The 22389-nt window shown below is 68.5% G+C and carries 26 protein-coding genes and 2 pseudogenes; 13 read left to right on the top strand and 15 right to left on the bottom strand.

Annotated features, from left to right (window positions below):
- Both MFF58_RS24395 and MFF58_RS24390 read right to left on the bottom strand, forming a co-directional pair.
- Positions 1–190, bottom strand: a pseudogene (locus MFF58_RS24395) (sugar transferase); the annotation flags it as partial.
- Between the two features lie 829 nt (positions 191–1019).
- Positions 1020–1280 (bottom strand): hypothetical protein, encoded by a 261-nt coding sequence (locus MFF58_RS24390; protein WP_238291615.1) that lies wholly within the window; start codon positions 1278–1280, stop codon positions 1020–1022.
- 876 nt (positions 1281–2156) lie between these two features.
- On the opposite strand from MFF58_RS24390, the gene MFF58_RS24385 reads away from it, so the two are divergent.
- The 4 genes from MFF58_RS24385 to MFF58_RS24370 all read left to right on the top strand — a co-directional run bounded on the left by MFF58_RS24385 (position 2157) and on the right by MFF58_RS24370 (position 3437).
- Positions 2157–2396 (top strand): 3',5'-cyclic-nucleotide phosphodiesterase, encoded by a 240-nt coding sequence (locus MFF58_RS24385; RefSeq protein WP_238291613.1) that lies wholly within the window; start codon positions 2157–2159, stop codon positions 2394–2396.
- 49 nt (positions 2397–2445) lie between these two features.
- Positions 2446–2829 carry a VOC family protein gene (locus tag MFF58_RS24380; RefSeq protein ID WP_238291612.1) on the top strand — a complete coding sequence of 128 codons (384 nt, stop codon included), beginning with the start codon at positions 2446–2448 and terminating at the stop codon, positions 2827–2829.
- 90 nt (positions 2830–2919) lie between these two features.
- A complete protein-coding gene (locus tag MFF58_RS24375; RefSeq protein WP_238291611.1) occupies positions 2920–3186 on the top strand; it encodes a hypothetical protein in 267 nt (88 codons plus the stop codon).
- Between the two features lie 29 nt (positions 3187–3215).
- The gene (locus tag MFF58_RS24370; protein ID WP_238291610.1) at positions 3216–3437 is read left to right on the top strand and encodes a transcriptional regulator; all 222 of its coding nucleotides are present in this window, start codon (positions 3216–3218) and stop codon (positions 3435–3437) included.
- 556 nt (positions 3438–3993) lie between these two features.
- On the opposite strand, the gene MFF58_RS24365 is transcribed toward MFF58_RS24370, so the two are convergent.
- From MFF58_RS24365 to MFF58_RS24355, 3 genes are all read right to left on the bottom strand, one after another.
- Positions 3994–4407, bottom strand: coding sequence for a helix-turn-helix domain-containing protein (locus MFF58_RS24365; RefSeq protein ID WP_238291609.1), 414 nt, complete (start codon positions 4405–4407; stop codon positions 3994–3996).
- Positions 4408–4657: 250 nt separating this feature from the next.
- Positions 4658–4918: a hypothetical protein gene (locus MFF58_RS24360; protein ID WP_238291608.1), complete on the bottom strand. Its 261-nt coding sequence runs from the start codon at positions 4916–4918 to the stop codon at positions 4658–4660.
- A gap of 75 nt (positions 4919–4993) precedes the next feature.
- Positions 4994–5602, bottom strand: coding sequence for a PAS domain-containing protein (locus MFF58_RS24355; protein WP_238291607.1), 609 nt, complete (start codon positions 5600–5602; stop codon positions 4994–4996).
- A gap of 173 nt (positions 5603–5775) precedes the next feature.
- Here MFF58_RS24355 and MFF58_RS24350 point away from each other — a divergent pair, with 173 nt between their 5' ends.
- A complete protein-coding gene (locus MFF58_RS24350) occupies positions 5776–6087 on the top strand; it encodes a hypothetical protein (RefSeq protein WP_238291606.1) in 312 nt (103 codons plus the stop codon).
- A 349-nt stretch (positions 6088–6436) separates the two neighbouring features.
- Here MFF58_RS24350 and MFF58_RS24345 read toward each other — a convergent pair whose 3' ends face one another.
- Complete coding sequence (locus tag MFF58_RS24345; protein ID WP_373323384.1) at positions 6437–6868, bottom strand: Ros/MucR family transcriptional regulator; 432 nt, start codon at positions 6866–6868, stop codon at positions 6437–6439.
- 255 nt (positions 6869–7123) lie between these two features.
- Positions 7124–8167 carry an SDR family oxidoreductase gene (locus tag MFF58_RS24340; protein ID WP_238291605.1) on the bottom strand — a complete coding sequence of 348 codons (1044 nt, stop codon included), beginning with the start codon at positions 8165–8167 and terminating at the stop codon, positions 7124–7126.
- A 329-nt stretch (positions 8168–8496) separates the two neighbouring features.
- On the opposite strand from MFF58_RS24340, the gene MFF58_RS24335 reads away from it, so the two are divergent.
- The gene (locus MFF58_RS24335) at positions 8497–8733 is read left to right on the top strand and encodes a hypothetical protein (protein WP_238291604.1); all 237 of its coding nucleotides are present in this window, start codon (positions 8497–8499) and stop codon (positions 8731–8733) included.
- A gap of 5 nt (positions 8734–8738) precedes the next feature.
- Positions 8739–9065, top strand: a complete 327-nt coding sequence (locus tag MFF58_RS24330; protein WP_238291602.1) for a hypothetical protein — start codon at positions 8739–8741, stop codon at positions 9063–9065.
- A gap of 538 nt (positions 9066–9603) precedes the next feature.
- Here MFF58_RS24330 and MFF58_RS24325 read toward each other — a convergent pair.
- The 3 genes from MFF58_RS24325 to MFF58_RS24315 all read right to left on the bottom strand — a co-directional run bounded on the left by MFF58_RS24325 (position 9604) and on the right by MFF58_RS24315 (position 10521).
- On the bottom strand, positions 9604–9804 hold the full coding sequence (locus tag MFF58_RS24325) for a hypothetical protein (protein WP_238291601.1): 201 nt from the start codon (positions 9802–9804) through the stop codon (positions 9604–9606).
- 40 nt (positions 9805–9844) lie between these two features.
- Positions 9845–10213, bottom strand: coding sequence for a DUF6481 family protein (locus MFF58_RS24320; protein WP_238291600.1), 369 nt, complete (start codon positions 10211–10213; stop codon positions 9845–9847).
- 98 nt (positions 10214–10311) lie between these two features.
- Positions 10312–10521, bottom strand: coding sequence for a cold-shock protein (locus tag MFF58_RS24315; protein WP_238291599.1), 210 nt, complete (start codon positions 10519–10521; stop codon positions 10312–10314).
- 691 nt (positions 10522–11212) lie between these two features.
- On the opposite strand from MFF58_RS24315, the gene MFF58_RS24310 reads away from it, so the two are divergent.
- Both MFF58_RS24310 and MFF58_RS24305 read left to right on the top strand, forming a co-directional pair.
- Positions 11213–11452 (top strand): helix-turn-helix domain-containing protein, encoded by a 240-nt coding sequence (locus MFF58_RS24310; RefSeq protein WP_238291598.1) that lies wholly within the window; start codon positions 11213–11215, stop codon positions 11450–11452.
- Positions 11453–12122: 670 nt separating this feature from the next.
- Positions 12123–12692: a PAS domain-containing protein gene (locus MFF58_RS24305; RefSeq protein ID WP_238291597.1), complete on the top strand. Its 570-nt coding sequence runs from the start codon at positions 12123–12125 to the stop codon at positions 12690–12692.
- Between the two features lie 871 nt (positions 12693–13563).
- Here the strand turns inward: MFF58_RS24305 and MFF58_RS24295 are convergent.
- The 3 genes and pseudogenes from MFF58_RS24295 to MFF58_RS32650 all read right to left on the bottom strand — a co-directional run.
- Positions 13564–13968 carry an integron gene (locus MFF58_RS24295; RefSeq protein WP_238291596.1) on the bottom strand — a complete coding sequence of 135 codons (405 nt, stop codon included), beginning with the start codon at positions 13966–13968 and terminating at the stop codon, positions 13564–13566.
- Positions 13969–14120: 152 nt separating this feature from the next.
- Positions 14121–15212, bottom strand: a complete 1092-nt coding sequence (locus tag MFF58_RS24290; RefSeq protein ID WP_238291595.1) for a helix-turn-helix transcriptional regulator — start codon at positions 15210–15212, stop codon at positions 14121–14123.
- 142 nt (positions 15213–15354) lie between these two features.
- Positions 15355–15528, bottom strand: a pseudogene (locus tag MFF58_RS32650) (IS5/IS1182 family transposase); the annotation flags it as partial.
- A 328-nt stretch (positions 15529–15856) separates the two neighbouring features.
- Between MFF58_RS32650 and MFF58_RS24280 the strand changes: the two are divergent.
- Entirely contained in the window at positions 15857–16117 is a 261-nt protein-coding gene (locus MFF58_RS24280; RefSeq protein WP_238291594.1) for a pentapeptide MXKDX repeat protein, read from the top strand.
- Positions 16118–16406: 289 nt separating this feature from the next.
- Positions 16407–17912 (top strand): aminotransferase-like domain-containing protein, encoded by a 1506-nt coding sequence (locus tag MFF58_RS24275; RefSeq protein ID WP_238291592.1) that lies wholly within the window; start codon positions 16407–16409, stop codon positions 17910–17912.
- Here MFF58_RS24275 and MFF58_RS24270 read toward each other — a convergent pair.
- Both MFF58_RS24270 and MFF58_RS24265 read right to left on the bottom strand, forming a co-directional pair.
- Positions 17886–18641: a sulfite exporter TauE/SafE family protein gene (locus tag MFF58_RS24270; protein ID WP_238291591.1), complete on the bottom strand. Its 756-nt coding sequence runs from the start codon at positions 18639–18641 to the stop codon at positions 17886–17888. The two genes, MFF58_RS24275 and MFF58_RS24270, sit on opposite strands and share 27 nt — an antisense overlap.
- A gap of 22 nt (positions 18642–18663) precedes the next feature.
- Positions 18664–20184 (bottom strand): aldehyde dehydrogenase family protein, encoded by a 1521-nt coding sequence (locus MFF58_RS24265; RefSeq protein ID WP_238291590.1) that lies wholly within the window; start codon positions 20182–20184, stop codon positions 18664–18666.
- A gap of 370 nt (positions 20185–20554) precedes the next feature.
- Here MFF58_RS24265 and MFF58_RS24260 point away from each other — a divergent pair, with 370 nt between their 5' ends.
- Complete coding sequence (locus tag MFF58_RS24260; protein ID WP_238291589.1) at positions 20555–20953, top strand: nuclear transport factor 2 family protein; 399 nt, start codon at positions 20555–20557, stop codon at positions 20951–20953.
- A gap of 12 nt (positions 20954–20965) precedes the next feature.
- Positions 20966–22354, top strand: coding sequence for an NAD(P)/FAD-dependent oxidoreductase (locus tag MFF58_RS24255; RefSeq protein ID WP_238291588.1), 1389 nt, complete (start codon positions 20966–20968; stop codon positions 22352–22354).
- Positions 22355–22389: the final 35 nt, after the last annotated feature.

The following is a 22389-nucleotide window of genomic DNA, read 5'->3' as shown; positions in this document are numbered from 1 at the left end:
GCGCCTGCCGGTCGCCGGCCCAGACCAGAACCGCGATCAGCAGCAGCAGCGGCAGAAGCACGAACAGCGCCGTCACCGCCACGCCGACGTCCAGGCTCCGCTTGGCCGCCCAGTCCAGACGCAGGCCACGGGCGACGAAGGGCGCGGGGGGCAGAACCGCATCGGCGACGGTCTCTGCAGCCCCGCTCACCTGCTCAACCAGCTGGCCTGCTGCGTGCTCGGCCTCCTCCGACAATCCGATCCCGCGATGAGCTGTGAGAACACCGGCGGGTACAGAGGTTTCGGGTTCGAGCGGCACCGTCTCAGCTCCTGTGATGAGACCAATGGCGAAGGTTAATGAACCGTTATTGCGCCGCTTGTATTGGTTGAAAATTGCTTTGGCAAGTGAAACCTGCGCTCCCCCGCGCGCCTCAAGACAGTCTAACCGCTGCCAGTCAGGCCATATCAGCTGGGGTAGCGGCTCCCCGAAGCCAAAGGACGACGAGGGATTCAAGCAACAGCTACGTATTGGCTACGTAGTTCCAGAATCGAACCTGATTTCGCTTCTCATGCGGAGCCGCGCTCATTTTGGCCTGATCGCCGGCGAGGCAAGAGCCGACACGACGACCTCAGACCCGGCGCATTGTCTGCACCTGCAGTCACTCAGCCGCGCCCCGCCCCGCATCGCGCCCGGACGGAGATGCCCCCGGGGTTGCGGCAGGCTCCGATGGGAGCCGGCAGGCTGCCGGCGCGGGTGATGAGCGCGTCGGATCGAGGCGCGGTCTCCCCCGAGATCCAAGTGGTCGCATTGCGTCGCGTTCTCAGCGCCGGCGCGGCCCAGCGCCATGGCGAGGCGCGGGCCGGCGCTCTGTGCGGTACCCAGATCCCCGCCGCGCCGCCCCTCGTGCAAGCACGCGGCCATGACGGAACCAGCCGGCGGCGGGCAACGGGCTCGCGGTCACCGGCCGTCCGGTGCTGACCCGCCGCGTGCCGCAGCGGCGCGCGAAGCCCGCTTCAGCGGATGCCGCAATCGCCCTCGCTCACGTCGAGGCCTCACCGGTCGACGCGGGCGCGGCTTTGCCGCGGCCATAGAGACCGAGCAACATCTGCGCCCGCTCCGGTGTGATGTGATGCTCGGCGATGAGCCCGGAGACGATGGCAGCGAACTCCTCCTGACTCAGATTTTCGGTGTTAAACCGGAGTATAATGTCGTCAGCCTTTCCCATCATCGTCAAATCACGCTTGATCTCCATCTTGGAACGAAGGGATAATTTACGCCCGAAACGCTTCTGGCCGATCATGGCAGAGATCCTTTTTGCAAAAATATCGATCATCGATCCGGCAGAGCGCCGGCTACGACACCGCGGGCCTATTCACCGGCGTGATGATCTTACTCTGCGACGGGCGTCGCGGATGAGAAGCGGCGCCCTCGGAGGGTGATGCTCGATCGATCAGCCAGCAGCCTGATTGAAATGGCGATTGGGTCGTCCAATGGTCCGAATTGTCCCACCAGACGGCTCGTCGACCAGAGTTCGACCCGGTTCCGATCGGCCAGATCTGAGGCCTGTCGGGACGCATCGGCGTCGTTGCGGGCCGTGATGATCCGCGTCGTCAGCACGTCGCCGCCCCCGTCCAGCTTGCGGACCTGATAGGGTCGCCGGGCATGCCGGGAACGGGGCCTGACTGGAAGCTGGAGAAGGTCTGCCATGCGCCCGCCTATCCGTACACAGGCGGGGACACGGGGCCCTCAGCCACCGGAGCCTGGCTCAGCCGATCCGGTGATTCAGGTACCCTGCGCTTCTGAGAGCGACAAAGATAGTTTTTTTCAGCCTGAGCGGCGCTTGTGCGCCCCCTGGATATGACTAGCCGCGGTAGAAGCAGTTCTTCAAATCACGCTCCGCGGCGCGAGACCTCGGCGGCGCCGGAATGGCTCGGTGCCAATAGGCCTACGCCACCGCCGGGCCGACGGGATGGACGCGATCACGGGCCGGGTAAGAGCGATCGCTGCGGCCGTCACAGCAGCCGTGGTCCCAGCCGGGAGTGGACCGCTCACCGCGACACCCGGCCGGGCGTTCATCCTCGTGACCGGGGTCGGGATCCGGTTGCGGAGCGGAAGGGATAAAACCGTCGCTAGGTTCGTTAGGGTATCGACGAACCGTCTGGGTCAGGGACCAAGAATGCGCAGCCTCATCCTCGCCGTCAGCCTCGGCGCCATCGCCGTTCCCGCCGCGGCACAGACGCTTCAACGCGGCAACGCGGATCTGCAGACCTACTGCGCGGGCGACGCCATCACGTTTTGTGCCGGCATCGATCCGAACAGCCCGCAGATGGACGCCTGCTTCAAGAAGAACATGAGCCAGATGTCCCCGAACTGCCGGCGCGCCATCGATGCCTACAAGAGCGGTGGCGGCAAGTAGCGTTCCCGCCGCCACAGATGCGACGACTCACCAGCAGGGAGGTAGCCCGGTGTTCAGCCACGTGATGATCGGCAGCAACGATCTCGCCCGATCGAAGGCGTTCTACGATGCGCTCTTTGCCGCGACGGGAGGCAGCCCCGGTAAAGAGGACCCGCGAGGGCGGCTGATCTACGCCCATCGAGGCGGCCGCCTGATGATCAGCAAACCGATCGACGGGAACCCCGCAACTGGCGCAAACGGCGGCACCATCGGCTTCGCCGTGGAGAGCCCGGAAGAGGCCAAGGCTTGGCACGACGCCGGCGTCGCGAACGGCGGCACCGCCATCGAAGACCCGCCGGGCGAGCGCCAGGGCCCGTCGGGTCGCCTGTACCTCGCCTACCTTCGAGATCCGGACGGCAATAAGCTGTGCGCTCTCAACCGGTTGACGGATTGATCCAACGGGCTGGGCCGTCGAAGGCTTCCGCCACCCCGTGATCGGATCGGGCGGCGGAGCCGGGATCCGGTCTCGGAAACGAGCGCGCACATGAGCCTGCCGGATGAGAACGCGCGCCTCCTGGCGTTAGCCGCCGACAATGCGGTCATGGCGGCCGAGTCGGTCGCGCTCAAGCTTTTCGAAGGCCGGCTTCCCCGGCGGATCGCCAGGATATTGTTGGCAGCCGGCATCGGCGCGCCGGAGCATCTGCTATTCATGCCCATGGGCAGGATCGCGACGCTTCCCGGCATGAGCGCCGCGGCTCGGCGCGAAATCCAGGCCTACCGATCCCGGTTCATCCCGACGGCCAATGTTTGAACCGGGGCTCTCTCTGAGGGACTGGCGTGGTGATCACAGGCCCGCAGCTTCTCGCGGCGCGGATCTCGATCCGCTTGGCACCGGCGGATCTGGCCAAACGCGCCAAGGTGCCGGTGAGTGTCGTCGCGCGCGCTGAGGGCAGTCCCGGCGAACCGGCGATCACCATCGCGCAGCTGAACGCCCTGATGCAGGCCCTGCGGGCTGCCGGTGCCAGCTTCCCGCCCGCCGACCTGCCCGGAGGCGTGCTTTAGGAAGCGACCGGTTCTTTACTCGGCCACACGGGTGCCCCAGGCTGAGACGCCCAGGTCCACCGGCCCCACAAGGCCGCTTCTCCGAGGGGCGGCGATTCGCGCACCCGCGCCGCCGCGGAGATAGGTCTCCGCGAGATTGACCCGGCCATCGCGTTCATCCGCGCGAACCGCGAGCGGATCGACCCCATCCCGGTTCCGCTCGACATGGATCCGTCAGGCTGCGCGCGTTCGCACGGCTGCGCGAGTCGCCGCAGCCGAATGGCCGGGGCATCGTCGCGGGCCTCTCCGGTGCTGCAACCCGGATGCCCCCGTTCTTCGAGCAGACCGGACGATCGCCACGGACATCGCGGCTCAAACCACCGTACCCGGCATCGGTGTCCGCCCGGTCGGTTGTCCGTCCCGGTGGAGCGACGAGCGATAGGGGCAGACGTCGACGACGGATGGCCGGCGGCTGACGCGCTGTGTCGGGCCGAGCCGAGGGCCAGTCCCCGGGCCACGCATCATGCCGGCCGCCGCGTGATGAGTCGGCAGCAGGGCGATGATCAGCGTCCCGGCTTCAGGAGGCACGGTCCTTGATCGACTCCCGACGCAGGCTGGCGGCGGCCTTCACGATCGACAGAACGCTCGCGCGCGTCGTGGCGTCCGAGATGCTGTTGAAGGCCATGACGAGTTCCATCACCTTCGGATCGTTGAAGAACGTCGTGGCCACGGCCCCATCGTCCTCCGATCGCGGTTGACCGGCGAAGAAGGTTTCGACCGACACGTTCAGGACGTCGGCGATCGCCTGCAGCCGCCCGACGCCGATGCGATTGCGGCCCTTCTCGTACTTCTGGACCTGTTGGAAGGACACGCCCAAGGCCTGCCCCAGCACCGTCTGGCTCAGGCCTTGGGCTGCCCGGAGCGCTGCGATCCGGCCTCCGATCACGCGGTCGGCATCCGTGGTCACTTTGGGCTTGTTGATGGCGGTCATCGGTCGGCAGCTTCCCGGTATCGCGGCCATGGCTGGCCAGAGCTTCTGTCGCACACCAACCACGTAACGCCCAATTGAGTTGTGCCCAATCGCACAACCGGGGCGTGCACGGCAGACATAGCTTGACCATTCCCCCTACGACGCAGGTCGGCAGAACCGAAACACTCGGTATTGTGCCACCGCATCGTTGGGATCGGCCTTGCGCCGCTCCGAACTGCGATCCGATTGCATGGCGGAGCTGAACGAAGAGTTAGGTCAGTGCCTGTGGGTGCAGCGATGGCGTCCCGGTGTAGGTGTCGGGCTTGAGCGGGCAGCCGCTATGCGACTTCCGGTGTGACATGGTGCGACGAACGCTGGGCCAGTTGTAGGCGCCGAGGATCATCACGCGTCCGTGGCAGGCCGGGCAGCGCTTCACGGCCATGACGTGCTCGGTTGCTGCCTCGGTGAGGCTGACGGAGCGCCATTCACTTCCGAGCTTCACCTCGCAGATCTGAACCTTGGGCTTGGTCATCCTCACGAGGTGCCATGGCAGGAGGGGCGCCGCCAGCCCGTGCGCGATCTTGCTGGCGCGACAGAACGACAGGGCTCAGTTCATGTGCCTGCGCCGGTTCCGAACCTCCTGGCCGGCGAGCTTGCGCCCCAGCGCCATCAGCAGGGTGTCGGCGTGGACCTTCAGCTCCGGGTCCTGCAGCTCCACGATCGCCCGCTGGGCCGCGATGGCGTGCTCGGCCGCCCGATCCAGGGGCGCTTCTCCCGCGTGGGGCACGATCGCGCTGGATGTCGCCTCGGCCATCCGCAGGTGGGTGATGTCCACCAACATGCCGCTTCCACGCAGCGGCTGCCCGGCCTGATCACAGGAGAAGCGATCTCGCGCCAGCACCCAGCGTGTCTGCCCATCGAACGCGATCACGCGGTATTCGGTGACATACGCACGGCCCTCCTGAGCGCATTGACGGATCAGGCCGAGAATGCGTTCGCGATCCTCAGGATGGATGGCCGCCTGAAAAGCGGCCCGTGAAATGCCCGTCTCGGCTTTCGCTGGGTCGACGTTGAACAACAACGCCACGAAGGCATCGGAGCGCACAGAATCTGTGGCTGCCTCCCACTCCCAGCGACCGACCACGTCCAGAGCGTCGCGGGCGTGCCGAAACGCTTCGGGACAGGTCCGGTCGACGTTCAGCTTGGGTCTCGGCATAGGGCAGGCTTATCCGAACCAGGAACGGATTCTTGAGCGGGGCGGCCGGGCACAACTTCAAGAGGTAAGCTCCGAGATGGAGCAATTGTTGCGTGCCGTCGTTAATCCACCGACAGGCTATTGCATTTTGAATACCGGCTTGATGCGGCCTGTGGGCCGACGCGGGAACCGCCATGGGATCGAAGACGCCACCGAGCGACCGGGTGCCGATCGGGCAGACCCTGGAGGACGAGGGTGCCACTCCTCCCGCTCATGCTGACGGCCGGGCATCGAACCCGCTGCTGCAGCGTATCGCCGGAGCCCTCCAGGTCCCGCCGGCTGCGCTGTACGACCTGCCCAACGCGGTCGATTCGAAATCCGATGGCGGCGTCGAGGACGATTGCGCGCTGCTGCTGCAGGCCTACAGGCGCATCACCAATCCCGACGAACGCCGTCGCCTCCTGATGGTCGTGCAGGAGGCGGCCGAATGGTCGAGCTTACCCTGAACGGGTGATGCGGCGCCGCTTACAGCACCGCTACTGAGTTCTGCCTGAAACCCCGATCAGGGGAGCTTCGCTCATGTCTCCGGTCAAGCACGACGACGTCCGCCCCGCCCAGCGCTGGTCCAAGCCTGGGCGCGCACCAGCCTCACGTCGCGGACGTGAGAACTGGATCGTGCGCTGGATCGGCGCTGCCAAGTTCCGGGCCGCGCGAGCGGTCGCGAAGACCGCGATCGAGGCGCCGAGCGCTCGAATCATCGAGCTCGGGTGGACTGAGACGCTGGGTCGACCCGTGCGGACTGGGCCGGCCGGGATCCTGCGGCCGGCCGGGACGATCGCGCCGCTCCTGCCGCTCTTACGCTGATCGTCGCGCGCCCGGCACGCCGAGGCCGATGGCCCTGGCGAGGGCGGAGCGCCGCTCGGCGTAGCTCGCGGCGACCATCGGGTAGTCGGACGGCAGGCCGTAGCGGTCGCGGTAGCTCTTCGGGTCGAGGCCGTGGCTGGTGAGGTGGCGCTTGAGCGTCTTGTAGGTCTTGCCGTCGATGAAGCTGACGATGCCGTCGGGGCAGACCGACTTGCGGATCTGGGCCGCCGTCGGAGTCTCGACCGCGGCCGCCGAAGCGGACGCCGCGCTTGCACCCCCCGACGCCAACCCGGATAGGGCGCCATGCACGGTGTGGATCAGCTTCGGAAGCTCAGCGACCGGAACCGGGTTGTTGGAGACGTAAGCAGCGACGATCTCGCCGGTAAGCTCAGTAAAATTTGACGTATAATCTAAGGTTTTCACGGCTACTTCGCTTGATCCTGGATGCATGAGGGCCCACGAAATGTGGACCTCACGAGCCGAAGTCAACTCAAGACTCAGAAATTGACCATCCTGACGGCGCCGCCGATCGCACAGATCTATGGCCGCAGCAGCGGCAGCGTCCGCCACCTCGGCCCTGCGGCGCGGCTCGCCGACGCCGGGGATCGCTCGGGCCATGCCGGAGAGCGAGCGCGGCGCCCCGGCCCCTCTCTCCCGGCGCCGTCGGTTTGCGCTGGGCTACCGCTTCGCAACCCGGCGCCGGCCGTGAGCCCGACCCTGCGCCTCGACTGCCAACAGGGCGGTCGCTGCGACCACGCCCAACGCGCCAGCAAGGCCGAACTTGAGCCATTTGGGATCGGCCGCCGAGACCGTATCGACCGATCGATCGTCGAAGCGACCATGGGCGCCGGGATCGGTGTCGACGGGGTCGTAAAGGTTGTCCGGCCGCCCTTCAATCGCTGCCTGGTTCGTCATCTCTCCGCGGTAGCCGTGCCGCGCGAGGTAACCGTCGATCCAGCCGGGCACGAGCATATTGCCGATGATGGCCTTCCAGGTCGGGAAGCCGATCCACAGCTCGCGCGGTGCGGTGTGAGCCGCTTGATAGACGTGCCGTGCGATGGCCTCGGGCTGGTAAATCGGCGGTACCGGCTCCAGCCGGCGGGGCATGCGCGTACGGGCCCAGTCGAACTGAGGCGTGTTGACCGCCGGCAGCTGCACCATCGTCAATCGGACCTGACTGCCATCGTGCAGAAGCTCGCTGCGCAGGCTGTCGATGAAGCCGCGCACGGCGGCCTTGGCCGCGCAGTAGCTCGATTGCAGCGGGATCGAACGGTAGGCGAGGGCCGAGCCGATGCAGACGATGGCGCCCGCGTTGCGAGGCTGCATATGCTTGAGCGCGGCGAGCGTGCCATAGACCTGTCCGAGGTAGGTCACCTCGGTTGCCCGCCTGTACTCCTCCGGCGAGGTCTGCTGCACGGGGGCGTAGATCGTCACCATGGCAACGTTGATCCAGACGTCGATGCCGCCGAACTCTTTTGCGGTCTCGTCCGCCGCCCGCATGACGGCATCGGCGTCCGCGACGTCGACCTGATGGGCGAGTGCGCGGCCGCCGGCCCGTTCGATGTCCCGCACGGTCCCCTTCAGCCCGGCTTCGCCTCGGGCCAAGACCGCGACATTCCAGCGGTGACGGGCGAACTCATGGGCGATGGCGCGCCCGACCCCAGCGCTGGCCCCCGTCACGACGACGGTCCGCCGCCGGTCACTGTTTACTTCTGGTCTCATCGATCATCCGGCCTGCAATGGCTGACATGCGTCGCAGCACAGACGCGCGAACCCACCGCTTTGCTCCGAACGGGGTGCCCCTCTCGTGGTAGCTGGGCGGCCAGATCATCACGGCTCGCGCGGTCTCGTGCCCCCGCCGACGGCGACCGCGGCCGATAGCGGCGTGGATAGGCGGTGAGAGGCCCATGCAGCGGAGTGGCGCGCTGCGTCCGTGCGGCTACATTCTCGCAGCGTGCGAGTACCGTAGCGGCATCGCTCGCCGCGGTTCTGCCGGCGTACGATCAATCTGAACGCAAGAAAAAACCGTCATCTTGCATCGAGGGCTCGCCATGGATGTCGTCGTCACGCCGACCGGATCAGACGGGACGTCGTGGAGCCTCAAGGATCGGCTCGGCCGCCAGCTCGGGGCAATCGATCAGGATCAGGAGGAGCTCTTCCAGATCACGCCCTCTGCCGGCGGCCTGACGAGCGTCCCGCGAACGCACCCTACGCTCGATCAGGCGATGACGGCTATCGCCAAGCACATGCACGGCGAGTGCACGCTCGACAGCCAGGATTGGGATTGAGCGTCGTGAGCGCACGTCCCGCGATCATCGAGCCCGTTGTGCAGCAGGTGCCGATGCCGCCGCCCGCGCCGGCCGTCGACGCGCAGGCGATCCGGTTGTGGCTCGCCCGGTCCGGCAGCCCGCACAGGGCCCGAAGCTACGAGCGACGGGTCTGCCAAGTCAGGGCGCCTGTCGGCAAGCCGCTCGGCGCGGTCCGGCTGGACGACCTGCGGGACGACATCGCAGCCCGATCCGGAGCCTCGACGAAGGCGCTCGCCGCCGCCTCGCTCAACGCCTCTTCGCCGTCGCGTAGGAGATCGGGCTCCTGCGGTTCGACATCGGCGTGGCCGTGAAGGTGCCGCCGATCAACAACACCCTGGCCCAGCGCATCATGGCGGAGACCGACGCGCGGCCGATGATCCGGCGGGAGCCGGCTCCGTGGAAAGGGGACGGCTGTCAGCCTCCCCATGGACAGTGCTGGGGGCGCTGCGCGGGGATCAGGTCGCCAAGCTGGCGACAGGGGCGGCCGGTGAGCCCCCGTTCCTCTCGCGGAAGGGCGGAGCGCGCGATCCGAGTGCCGTCCAGCGAGCCGTGAAGGCCGCCGCGGCCCGGGCAAGGTCTCGGGCGGGGTTTCGGCGCACGGGCTCCGGCACGCACACGCCTCGATCGCGGCGCCCCGGCCCGCCGCGCGCAAGCCACGCTCGGACACGCCTGTGTGGCGGCGACCGGGCGCGATCTGCATGCGCGGCCGTCGGACGCCGCGGTGCTGGCCCTGCAGCCCCACGCGGATTTCGCACGGATTTCGCGCGGAGCTGGATCAGGCGGATTCTTGAGATCCGCAAACGCTGGCCGGCCGCATCCGGCGGGCCGGCGTTTGTCTGCCGAAGCCGGTCAGGAGGCGAGCACGAGTTCGCCCTCCCGGGCAGCTCGCTCGCAGCTCGTCGACTTGATCCGGTAGCAGGGCTCACCGGACCGGTCATCCGGCATCAGCCGGACCACCTCAAAGAGACCATCGACGACGCTGCTCTTGTTGCCGGCATAGGTGATCCCGAGCTGCCGGACGTTCTGACCGAGCTTGAACTTATGAGACATTCCCGTCCTCCAGGGTGCTAGCGCGTTGTAGGCCGACGACCTACCTGCGGGCCTTGGCTTTGCGGGCGGCAAAGCGTGCATCGCGCGCGGCCTTCTGCTCGGCCGCCAGTGCGACCTGCCGTTCAGCCTTCTCGGCCGCTTGGCGAACGAGTTCCGCAGCGGCGCGCTCCCGTGCTGCGAGAGCTTCCGCCTCGCGCTCAGCCTCGACGGCGAGACGAACCGCCTCGCGCTCGCTGGATCGTTGGTCCCGGGCCTCAACGAGGGCTTGCCGCTCGGCCTGCCGCGCGAGAACGGCCGGATCATCGGCGGCCGGGCGTGCCCGGAAGCGGGCGAGTGTGGCCTGCCGCGCTTTGGCCGTCGCCTCGAGGCGGTCGGCGAGCTGGTCTGCGTTAAATTGGCCCACGTACATTCCTTATGTGCACCGAGGCTCAGCCAAGGTGGCAAAAAATAAATGAAGCCGTTCCGAATGGAACGGCTTCGAAAGTCGTCACAGGCAGATGAGAAGGCTCAAGCAGCCTGAAGCTGGCCCGCGGACTGCTTACCGGAGCGGCGATCGGCCTCCATCTCGTAGGAGACCTTCTGGCCTTCGATCAAGTTGTTCATGCCTGCGCGCTCGACGGCGGAGATGTGCACGAACACGTCCTTACTGCCGTCATCCGGCTGAATGAAGCCGAAGCCCTTAGTGTCGTTAAACCATTTCACGGTGCCGATGCTCATAAGTATTCCATATCTACAGAGTCGAAAAAATGGGCCGGGCGCATGCTGGCACGCGCCCGGTCGCGGGTCGTCGAAAATGGGGAAGATGCAGAACGTTCGCCTTGTTGAGGCGATACGGCCGAATATCCGGCCAAAGATCGATCCGTGACTTGTACGCTAACTTCGGCTCCATCACAACTACAAATTTGAATTCAGGAAAATCTGGCTGACACGTTCGGCATTCTCCGACCACACGCTGCGCTGTTGCGGCCGGCATCTTCGAGAGGGTCTCCGACGCTCCATTCGGCGCGACCGGCACCTCCGGGGACGCGCCGGCTACACGCGAACGGGGAGGACACGGCAACCGGCGCGCTCGCGCCCGGGAGTGTGAGGGCACTCGACCGCCGCGATACAGGGTAAGGGGGATGGGCCGCGGAAAGATCCTTATCGCGTCTGCCAGGACGCCTCAGCGACACCTTCCGCGACCGACCGGCGCGCTTCGGTTTCCCGGCGATGGACCGAGCGGGTTCTGCGGCCTCCGGGGCCGTCGCCGTGCCGGCAGCTCCGCATTCCGAGGCAGCGGAACCCCCGATCGGTCCGGCGCTCAAGCACGCTGGTCCTGCGTCGCGCTCGGCGCGGAGATTTTGAGCTCGGGGCTGCAGAATCGAATTGGAGCGAAACTCCGAGCTCACTTGGTCCGTACCGCCCGCTCATGAGCGATCACCATGACGAGTCCACACCGCCCTCCCCCACACCGCCCGCCGCATCGTTGGCTGCACAGATCCGTGCGGCCCGCCTCCGCGGCGCCTTCTCGATCGAGACGTTGGCGGCGCTGGCGCAGGTCGATCCCGACGTGGTCAGAGGGTTGGAGAACGGCGCGGCGATCAGAGATGTGTCGGCTCAGGATCGGATCATGAATGTGCTCGGTCTGCGGCCCGGCAGCGACCGCTGACCCGCGGAGCGGCCCATCTCAATCCTGCAGGCCTGCGGCTGCCGAATTCGTCCGACGGCCCGCGGGCGGCACGAGCATCCTCCCGCCCCGCATCCCGCTCGCCCCGGTCCGCCTCGAGGCGGGCGTGCCGATGGCCGGCGTCGACAGCGGTCTCCATCGACAGGCCCTGGGCGGTCGCGCGAGGCCGGTCGCGAGAGCGAGGAGCGATCGCTTATCCAGGCCCGAACGCCGCCGCCACGCTTGCGCGTGCAGCGGTGCCGGTGCCGCGCCGCGACGGCGTTCCTCTCGGCAGCTATCGCGGCTCCATCTCTGCAATCACCCACAGCGCTTGCAGCGCCTGCCTCCGCCCCTCGTCCGTCGCGATATTCGACCACAAGCGCAGGCATTCGTCTGCGCTCGCGACTACGCCCGCGGGGGGTCTATCTGTGAGAAAACGTTCCAGGGGAACGCCGAGCGTGTCCGCGATCCGGCGCAGGACTACCAAGCGGGGGGCATCCGAGTCCGACATGATCACGTTCTGAGATCTTGGGTGTACAAACGCATTCCCCGCCACAAGATATTGTGTCCGATTTCAGGCGACGCCCGTCAATCACTATTCACGCCGTCATTTGAAAATAAGATGTTTTTGAGATGTGACTGAACTATCATATGTTCGTCGTGGATTTTGTTATTGGGGCTGCCCGGCATGATTTTCGTTGCGAAGGCGGACGGCGGCGTGAGTTACGTCAGCCCGGAATGGAGGGCCTTCACCGGGCAAGCCGTAGAAGAAGCCGTCGAGCACGGCTGGTTCGCCTGCGTGCACCCTGAGGATCGCGAAACGTCCTTCGCGTTCCTGACCAAAGCGCGTGATCAGCAGAGTGAGTACAGCCTCCGGCTCCGGCTTCGGCGGCCTGACGAGAGCTACTGCTGGGTCATAATCGGCGCCGTACCGTCCTACGGCCCACCCGATCGCAGCTTCCTCGGCTATCTCGGCTCAGTCACGGAGATCACCCCGAGCGGCTCCGAGCCGTTGACCGCCTACGGTACCCTCGCGCGCTTCGTTCCACCGCCCCTCCACCCGGCGACGATGCCGGGATCGGCGCTGGAACTGGTCGCCGATCACCTGCTGATCGCGCACGGGCTCATCGAGCAGGATGGCGCCAAGGAGATGCTGCCGGTGCTGCGGCAGGCCCTGATGACTGCGGGCAGGCTGCTGGCGCACAGCATGAACTCGGCGGATCCGAGCGACCGCTTCCATTAGGATGCCGTGCTGCGGGCGGCCGAGCCGGCCTGTGGCCCCCTCTCAGCGCCGCGCCGGATGATGCTTCGTCCAGGCATGACGGCACGGGGCGCCACCAGGCCGGTCCGGCCCGAGCACCGCGTCTTCCACCCCGTCGAAGGCGCGCAGCCCTCGGCCGCGCCCGCCGGACCCGCGTCGGTCTGGCCGCAGCCCTGCGGGACCACGACACCGCGAACGCGGCCGGTGCCAACCGCGCGGGCTTCCGCCGGCGGTGCCACAGAATCCACCATCGGCCGGAGCACCAGCGACGACGCGGGCACATGCCGGTCCGGCGCACGGTGTTCTGTTCGGCGGGTTCTACAGCCCAGGACAGGGACGCATGTCGCTGTTGATCGGCCGGCGCGACGGTCGCCAAGGCCGATGCTCCGGCGTATACGTAGATTGCATCGATCGTCGCATGTCGCCCCGATTTGAGGACGGTTAACGCGCCGTTAACCACCCAGGATGCTGGGTCTCTTCGTTCCTGGGAGCCTGATCCATGATCTCGACCGGCCTTTTGTTCGCGATCAGCGCGGCGCTGACCGCTGCCGCAGCGGGCGCCGTAAGCGCGCCGAACGCGCGCAGCAGGTAGCCTCAGGCTGCCCGCGCGCGAGCGTGAGACCCCTTCGCGACAGGTCCGGCTTCCTGCGCGCTGGGCGTGCGGAAGCCCGCGAACGGCCGAGGTTCGGCCGCCGGCCTGACCGGATCGATGGTCGTCTCCGGTCGTCGCGATATCCGCTGACGCCCGCCCCCTCCCCCTGCAGAACCGCGAGGGCGGTGCCGCGCTCACCTCGCCAGCCCCTGGTCATGATGGGGGCCACGACCCGGATCTGGCCGCTCGGCTGAGCCGCTATCACTTCGGGTCGAGACCCACGTTGCGGCTCATGACCCAGCCATGATCGCAAGGACCGGTATACGTCTGCTCGACAGGCACGAGGATCGTCGTCCGGCAGCCGGGCAGGGCTGCCCCGTAGACGACGCCCAGCCACGGCCCGAGCTTCTCACAGACCACAACCCTGTCGCCGTCGTTCAGGCGCCCGATCTCGCGGAAGGGCGCCTCCCCCGGCCCGCTCTGTACCGGCAGGAAGCTCTCGGGCTGCGATCCGACCTCGACGACGCGGCCCTTCTCAGGACAGGCATCGTCGCCGATCGCGCCGTGCATCAGGATCGGTACGTTCAGGGGCGCGGTCTCCGCGAGAGCCATGCCGGGCAGCACGAGTCCGACGAGCAGCCCGAGCCGCGATGCTGTCGAGTGCACGAGGGTTCCGTGCTGACGGGGATCGGAAGGCCGGTCATTCGATCGCCCTGTCCGGCGCGACGCCGAACAACGCGGCGGCTCGGGACCGGATCCGGCCCGTGGCCCCCGCCGTGCCGTGTCCCGATCCCAGCCGGGCCGCCCCTCAGGCTCGATCAGCCTGCTCCGGATAGCAGGACGATCCCATTGAGCAGCGCGGCCAGTTCCGACTGGCGCCCCGTCCCCGTCTTGGCGAAGACGGCCTTGAGCTGCGAGCGCACCGTGTGGATGGACAAGCCTGTCTGCTCGGCCAGGGTCGGGACGTTGAGGCCCCGGGCGACGTCGCGAGCGATGCGAGCTTCGGCCGGCGTCAGATCGAAGAGCCCTTGGACGAGCTGCGCATCCGGGACGCGATCCGCATCGAGGGACGTGACCACGGCCAGGCAGGCGGTCCGCGCGAAGACGTCGCGCGCGTTGCCGAGGACGGGAACGAGATGCAGGATCGCCGCTCGACCGTCGATCCCGGCTGGAAGCGGTATCGAGGCCCCCTGCATCGTGTTCGGCGCGGCGCGCCCACTCTCCAGAACGGTGCGCAGGCTGGCCTCGGCGGGCGGGTGCGTGATGGCCAACCCGGATGGCCCGTCCTGAAACAGCGCCGGCATATGGCTCACGAACCGGTCGTTGGCCGCGAGGACTCTGCCGCTGAACGACAGGGCCGCGGCCGCCAGCCCGAGCGCCTCCAGATCGCCGACCGTGGCCTCGAACCGAAGCTGGCTGTACCGGGCCGCCAGAAGCGCTGCGCGCGCGAGGTGCGGGCGATACTGGTCGAGATGCTCGGCTTGGGCTCGTGAGAATGGGCCTTGGCCGTGGCGGCGCTCGATGTTGACCACCAGCGTATCGCCGTTTGGAACCGCTATGGCGGTGCCGAGATGCCATCCGCCACCGAGGCGTCGCATGTCGGCGTACATCGGCTCTCGGTCGAGTTCCTCATCGGTGAAGAGATCGAGATCGGTCAGGAACCCGGCATGATCCCGCCGGACCCCCCGTTCGACCAGGGGGTTTTGGGCCATCCACCCCGCGGCCAGAAACGCATCGAAGAAGGGGGTCGTCGCCTCCGAGGCGGTCCAGCGCGTCGCTTCAGGGGTGGCCGTGAAGAGCATCCCCCCCCAGGCGCCCGTCATCCGCGACAGCCGATCGAGGAGCGCTGGCCAGGCCTCCGGGATGTGCGCGGCCTCGTAGATGTCGCCCAGAAGGGTCTCGTCGATCACGGTGGTAAACAGCCTGATGGCGCTGGAATCTTCAGCTGGATTGACGTGGGACCGGCTACCTCAGATTAGTTTCCGTTGCGTTCGTCAGGCCGTCCGCCCGCATGATGGCACGGCAGGATTCAGTCCGCGCGCCCCTTCGCGCGTCGCGCAAGCGCCGCCAGCGCGTCCTGCCCGAGCTGCAGCCGGTCCCGCGCGGAAGCAGCTGCCGGGGCGTGCCCGAGGGCGGCACGAACAGGATGCCCGCCAACGGCCGCGCGGCCGCTCGTCGGCTTGGCCGCCTCAGCAGCAGCGGTGCGATCTCAGCCCGCGGGTCTATCGGGACGTATCACGCAGCACCGGGCCCGCCGTCTCCTGTCAACGCGCCGCAACCGGTTTCGTGAGGGGTTCTACCTGCGGAAAGCGGACGCCGTCTCAGTGCCGACCGCACCCATATTCATGCTCATCGGCCGTTCCGCATGTCGTTTTACGGGAAACGGTTGCGCAGGCGGCGCGTCGCAACAGCCGCGGAGACAGCTGGAAGAAGTCGCTTCCAAGGTCAGGATCGAGAACCGAGAAAATCGTCGAGAAACTGATGTAACCCGTCGGAGGCGACGTCGAACTCAGCTCAGTGCCACGACTTGGCATCGCACTGCAGGAGCACCGACATGACCAATCTGTTCCGCCTCGCCTCCGCCGCTTTCCTTGCTGCCTCGGTTGCAGCGAGTCCAGTGATCGCCGCCGAAGCGATGGGCAAGGATACGATGGCCAAGGACTCCATGGCGAAGGACTCCATGGGCAAGACGGATGCGATGGCCAAGGATCACATGGGCAAGGACCCCATGGGCAAGGACCCCATGGGCAAGGATCATATGGCCAAGGATCATATGGCCAAGGACAGCATGGCCAAAGATCCGACGAGAAAGTAAGTCCAAAGCGGGCGTCGGGCAGCTGTATTCAGCAGCCCGACCTCCCCTCGGGTCACAGCATTCGACCCGATAGTGCTACCGGATTGCGAGGCCCTTCGCTCATGACAGCGCAAGCACTGGAGTCAAACGCGGCGCCGATGAGCGGACGTTCCGCAAAGCGCCCATATCGGAGGCTGAGAGCGCCGTAACGCCGTCTCCAGAGCGGACTCCGCGAGGTGAGGCGCCGATCCTGGACCGCTGGCGCCATCCTTGCCTCGGGTGACGTGTCGCTGAGCCGGAGCCGGATGCCATGGCTATCACAGATCATGCCCTCGCCTGGACGCAGCTGTTTGGCGAGCTTGACCGGAGTGGCTTGGCGCTACACCTGCAGATCCGTCGGGCGATCGTGACGGCCATCGAACGGGGGCTGTTCACCGCGGAGGCCCGGCTGCCTTCGACGCGCCAGTTGGCGGCCCTGCTCGGCGTCGCCCGCAACACCGTGGTGAACGCGTACCAGCAACTCATCGACGAGGGTTTCCTGGTCGCTCACGAGCGCAGCGGGATCTTTCTGGCGCCAGATCTGACCGTCTCCGAAACGCGCGGACCGTCCCACGAACGAACCATCGCGTGGTCGCGGCGCTTCGCGGTCCGGCCCGCGCAGTTGCGGCAGATCACCAAGCCCCGGGATTGGCTCGACTATCCCTATCCCTTCCTGTTCGGCCAGTTCGATCCGTCCCTGTTCCCGGCCAACGACTGGCGCGAGAGCGTGCGGGCCGCCTCCGGGGTATCCGAGATCAACGCCTGGGCGGGCGACCTGATCGACGAGGACGATGCCGATCTCGTGGAGCAGCTCCGCCTGCAGGTGCTGCCGCGGCGGGGCATCTTCGCGAGCGCCGACGAGGTGATGGTCACCATCGGCTCGCAGCAGGCCCTCTCGCTGCTGATCCAGCTTCTGGTCGACCGCGACACGCCGGCGGGCGTCGAGGATCCCAGCTATCCCGATACCCGCAACATGCTGACCCTCGCCACCGACGACCTCGCGACGCTCGCCATCGACCGGCACGGGGTCGTGCCCGATGCGGCCTTCGCGGGCCGGGACGTGGCGTTCGTCACCGTGGGGCATCAGTGCCCGACCACCGCGGTGATGCCGCTGGAGCGACGCCGCGCCCTCCTTGAGGCCGCGCGGCGCCACGACGTCGTCCTGGTCGAGGACGATTACGAGGCCGACCTCGCACTGGCGGACGAGATCCCGTCCCTCAAGAGCCTCGATGCGGACGGCCGCGTGATCTATGTCGGCAGCTTCTCGAAGGTGCTCGCCCCGGGCCTGCGGGTCGGCTACGTGGTGGCGCCCCGAGCCGTGATCGCGGAGCTGCGCGTGCTGCGGCGGCTGATGCTGCGCCACCCACCCTCGAACAATCAGCGCGCCACCGCGATGTTCGTGGCGCTCGGGCATTATCGCACGCATCTGCGCCGGACCGCCGGCGTTCTGGAGGAGCGCGCCGTCCGGATCGCCAGCCTGCTGCCCCGCCTCCTGCCCGCGTTCCGCTGGCGGCGCGACCCGGGGGCCACGAGCTTCTGGGTGGAGGGGCCTGTCGGCCTCGATGCCCGGGATCTCAGCGTGCGCGCCCGCGCCCGCGGCGTCCTGATCGAGCCGGGCGACATCTTCTACGCCGATCCGGAGGCCGGCCGCGCCTGCTTCCGCCTGGGCTTCGCCTCGATCCGCACCGACCGGATCGAGGCGGGCCTCACCCGGCTCGCGGGACTGGTCACGCCGGCCGGGATCCTCGCGTCACAGGGGATGCCCGAGCAGGTCTGAGACCGCCTGCACCACGCTCGTGACAGCGACGGTGCAGAGCAGCAGGATCGACAGGGCGCGATGACCCCGTCCGGCACCGAGCCTGAGAAGCGCTTCGCCGAGCCGGCTGCCGGCGACGATGAGCGGGATGCCGATCATCACCGGGATCGCCAGGGAGGCCCCGAAGAGCCCGGCGGTCGCGAGGCTGACGGCGCTGGCGATCGACGTCGCCAGGAAGAACATCAGCAGCGAGGCGCGCCCCTGCTGCGGCGAGAGCGGCGTCGCGAGGTAGTAGGCGACCACGGGCGGACCCGGCATCGCCGCGAGCCCGTTGCACAGGCCGGCGGCCAGTCCGACCGCCAGGGTCGCGCCGCCGCGCGGGAGCCCGGCGAAGCGAAAGCCGCGCAAGAGAGCGATGGTCCCGCAGCCGCAGACCAGCGCGATGCAGAGCCGGGCGACGTCCGGGCTCGCCGCAGCCAGCGCGGCTACGCCGAGGGGCGAGCCGACCACGGTGCCGGCGACGAGCCAGCCGAGCGAGGGCCAGTGGCAGGTCCGGCGCGCCCGCGGCAGGTCGGAGAGGCTCGCGCAGAACTGGAGGGCGACAGCGAGCGGGACGCATTGGCTCGGCGGGAGCGAGAAGCCGAGCAGCGGCACGGCAGCAAGGGCAAACCCGAAGCCCGTGAAGCCGCGGATGAGCGCCGCGGCGAAGATTGCGGCCGCGATCGCGATCAGGAATGCCGGTTCAGGCATCGGAAGAGCGGCCGCCATCCCCCTAACGCATGTCGACCACGATGGTCTTCTTGCGGGTGAAGTGCTCCAGCATCGACTCCAAGGAGGCCTCTTTACCGAGGCCGGACTTCTTAAAGCCGCCGTAGCTGAGGTTCGGCTGGATCGTCAGGTTCTGGTTGACTTGGACATAGCCGGCATCCAGCGCGTGCGACACCCGCAGCGCCCGGCGCAGGTCCCGGGTCCACACCGTCGCGGCGAGGCCGAATGCCCCCGCATTCGCGGCCGCCAGGACGGCCTCCTCGTCGGAGAACGGCACGATGCAGGCGACCGGACCGAAGATCTCGTCGCGCATGAGCGGGCTGTCCTCGCTCAGACCGGTGAACAGGACCGGCTCGACGAACAGGCCCCCGGCGAGATCCGGCGCGGCCGGCAGGCGCCCGCACCGCACGGCCCGCGCGCCCGGCGTTGCTTCGCCCTGAGCGATGTAGTCCATGATCTTGGCGCGCTGCCGGGCATTGATCACGGTGCCGATATCGGTGGCCTCGTCCAGGGGATCGCCCATCCTGAGGTTCGAGACGGCGGCGGCCAGCCGCTCCACGAACCGGTCGTGCAGCGCGGCGTCGACGTAGATCCGGCTTGAGGCGGTGCAGCTCTGGCCCTGCCGGGTGAAGCGCATCCCGGCCACCGCGCCCGCGACGGCCCGGTCGAGGTCCGCGTCCGTGAAGATCAGCATCGGGCTCTTGCCGCCGAGTTCCAGGCTCACCGGGATCAGCTTGTCGGCGGCCTCGCGGTAGATCGCCTCGCCTACCGCCTGCGAGCCCGTGAAGGTGATTTTGGCGACGTCAGGGTGCCGGACCAGCGGCGCCCCGCAGGCGGGACCGGTGCCGCAGATCACGTTGAGGACGCCGGGCGGCAGGAGATCGGCCAGGAGGCGCGCCGCCTCTATCGTCGCGAAGGGCGCCTCCTCGGAGGCCTTCACCACCACGGTGTTGCCGGCCACCAGGGCCGGTCCGATCTTGAGCGCCATCAGCACGAGGGGCACGTTCCAGGGCAGGATCGCCGCCACCACGCCCAGGGGCTCGCGCGTTGTCAGCGCGAGCATGTCCGGGCTGAACGGCAGCGTCTCCCCCTTCAGTTCGGTGGCGAGACCGCCGAACATCGCGAAGATATCCGCCGCGGTGGCGATCTCGGGGCGACACTCGGTGCGGATCGCCTTGCCGGTCTCGGCGGCGAGCAGCGGGGCGAGATCCGGGGACGCCGCCCCGATGCGGCGCCCGCCCTCGGCCACCAACCGCCCGCGCTCGCGGGCCGGAACCCGCGCCCAGGCCTGGCCGGCAGCACGGGCGGCCGCGACCGCCGCCTGGACGTCCGCCGGGCCGGCTGCGGGCGCCTGGGCCAGGGCGCGCCCGGTGGCCGGGTCGAGGACGGTGAGGCACGCTCCGTCCACCGGGCCGACCAGCGCATTCCCGATGAGGTGGCGCCCGGCGAGGGTGACCAGGAGGTCACGCACGCCCTGGGGGAGGCGCGCGCGGCCACCCGCTAGGCTCTCCGGTTCATTCGACATGGGCGGCTCACTCGCGGTCGGATTGGGGCATCCTGGCGTCGATACGAGCGCCCCGGGCGTCGCGACAGGTCCAGGCGGCGGCGAGTGAGCGGGCCAGGCGCAACCCGGTGTCCCCGGGCTTTGGCCGTCCGGACACCGGCGCGCGTCCGAGCCGGCGCACGCCGGCTTCCAGCGGACTCGCGGATAGGCCGACGCTCAGGGGATCCTGAAGCCGACCGGACCCGCTCCGCCGCTCCTGTCGGGTGCCTCGGCTGACCCGCCAACTGGATGCGTCGTTGGCATCCGCCTGGACCTCGTCGGGCGGACGGCGGCGGCGCTAGGTCGTGGCGGACGATGGCCGCCTGCGGGCGCGCAAGGGGAGCCCAGTGCGATGAATGAAGCGACGACCGAGGCGGAGCGCCACGCCCTATTGGAGCGCCTGTTCGCGGCCTTCAACCGCCACGACGCCGACGGCGTCATGGCCTGCTTCACGCCGGGGGTCGTGTTCGACACCGCAGCCGGACCGGAGGCACACGGCCGCCGGCTGACCGGCCGGGACGCGGTACGGGCGGCCTTCGTGGCGGTCTGGACCGACATGCCGGACGTGGCCTGGACGGTGTCGCGCCACATGCTGGCGGGGGAGCGGGCCACGTCGGAATGGCTCTTCACCGGCACCCGGGCCGATGGCAGCCGGATCGCCGCGGAGGGAGTCGACCTGTTCGTGTTCGAGGGCCGGCTGATCGCCCGCAAGAGCGCCTTCCGCAAGGACCGCCCGGTCCAGGCGGCCTGAGGGAGGCGGATCGTGAGCCTGACCCCCGATCCCGTCCCGCGCCCGACCGGTGCCCCCTACGATCCGACCTACGACCCGCTGACCAGCGCCACCCCGGGGACGGACCGCGCCTACGCGCCGACCTACTGGGTCGCCACCGCCGGCCCGCCGCCGGCGGATGACGGCCCGATCACGGGGGACACCGAGGCGGACGTGGTGATCGTCGGTTCGGGCTTCACCGGCCTGTCCTGCGCCCTCAGCCTCGCCCGGGACCACGGCATCAAGGCCACCGTGCTGGAGGCCAACCGGGTCGCCTGGGGCTGCAGCACCCGCAACGGCGGCCAGGGCCAGAACGCCTCGGGCCGGCTCAGCCGCTCGCAATGGATCGCCCGCTACGGCCGCGAGACCGCGCTCCGGCTTCACGCCGAGATCCTAGAGGGCTTCGATTATTTCACCGGCCTGGTGCGCGAGTTCAACCCCGATCCACAGCCCGGCGGCCACGTCTACGTCGCCCATCGGCCCCGCACCTTCGCCAAGCTCTCGGCCGAGTCCGAGGTCGCCAATACGGTCTTCGGCTACCGCACCCGGATGCTCGGCGCGGACGAGCTGCGGCGGGACTGGATGGACGAGGCCGGGGCGGTCGGCGCGCTCCACGAGCCGCTGGGGATCGGTATCCATCCGGCCAAGTTCGCCTTCGGCTATCTCCGCGCCGCGCGGGCGGCCGGGGCCAAGGTCCACCCCGGCAGTCCGGTGCTCGGGATCGACCGCGACGGCGGCGGTTTCCGGGTGCGGACGCCCCACGGGACCGTGCGGGCCCGCGCGGTGGCGATCGCCACCGGCGGCTATACCAGCCAAGGGCTGCACCCCCGCCTGCGCAGCCGGATCATGCCGATCCTGTCGAATTCCCTGGTCACGCGGCCCCTGACCGCCGACGAGATCGCCGCGACGCTGCGCAGCACCGCCTTCGTCACCGACACGCGCACCCTGCGGTTCTACTATCGCCGGCTCCCCGACGGCCGGGTGCAGATCGGCAGCCGCAGCGCGATCACGGGGGCGGACGCGACCCATCCGCGCCACCTCCGCCTGCTGGTCGAAGGCCTGCACCAGAAGTTCCCGGCTCTCGAAGGGATCGAGATCGACTATTCGTGGTGGGGCTGGGTCGATGTCAGCCACGACATGATGCCCCGCATCGTCCAGCCCGAACCGGGCGATCCCCTGTTCTATGCCCTGGGCTACGGCGGCAACGGCGTCTCGTTCTCGGCCCAGGCCGGCCGTCGGCTCGCCGGGCTGGTGGCCGGGCGCAAACCCGCCGGCCTGCCGATCTTCGAGGGAGCGCTTCCGGGCCACCCCTTCGCCCCGTTCCGGCGCCTCGGGCAGCGGATGCTGTATCGCTGGTACCACCATCGCGACGAAGCGGCCTGAGCGGGCCGCAGCCGACGGACCCGACGGGCCGCCCC

Origin of the sequence: Methylobacterium longum (genome assembly GCF_022179385.1) — a bacterium.
GTDB classification, from domain to species: Bacteria; Pseudomonadota; Alphaproteobacteria; order Rhizobiales; family Beijerinckiaceae; genus Methylobacterium; species Methylobacterium longum.
Note: the sequence above shows the minus strand (reverse complement) of the source record. Positions and strands in the feature narration are given on the sequence as shown.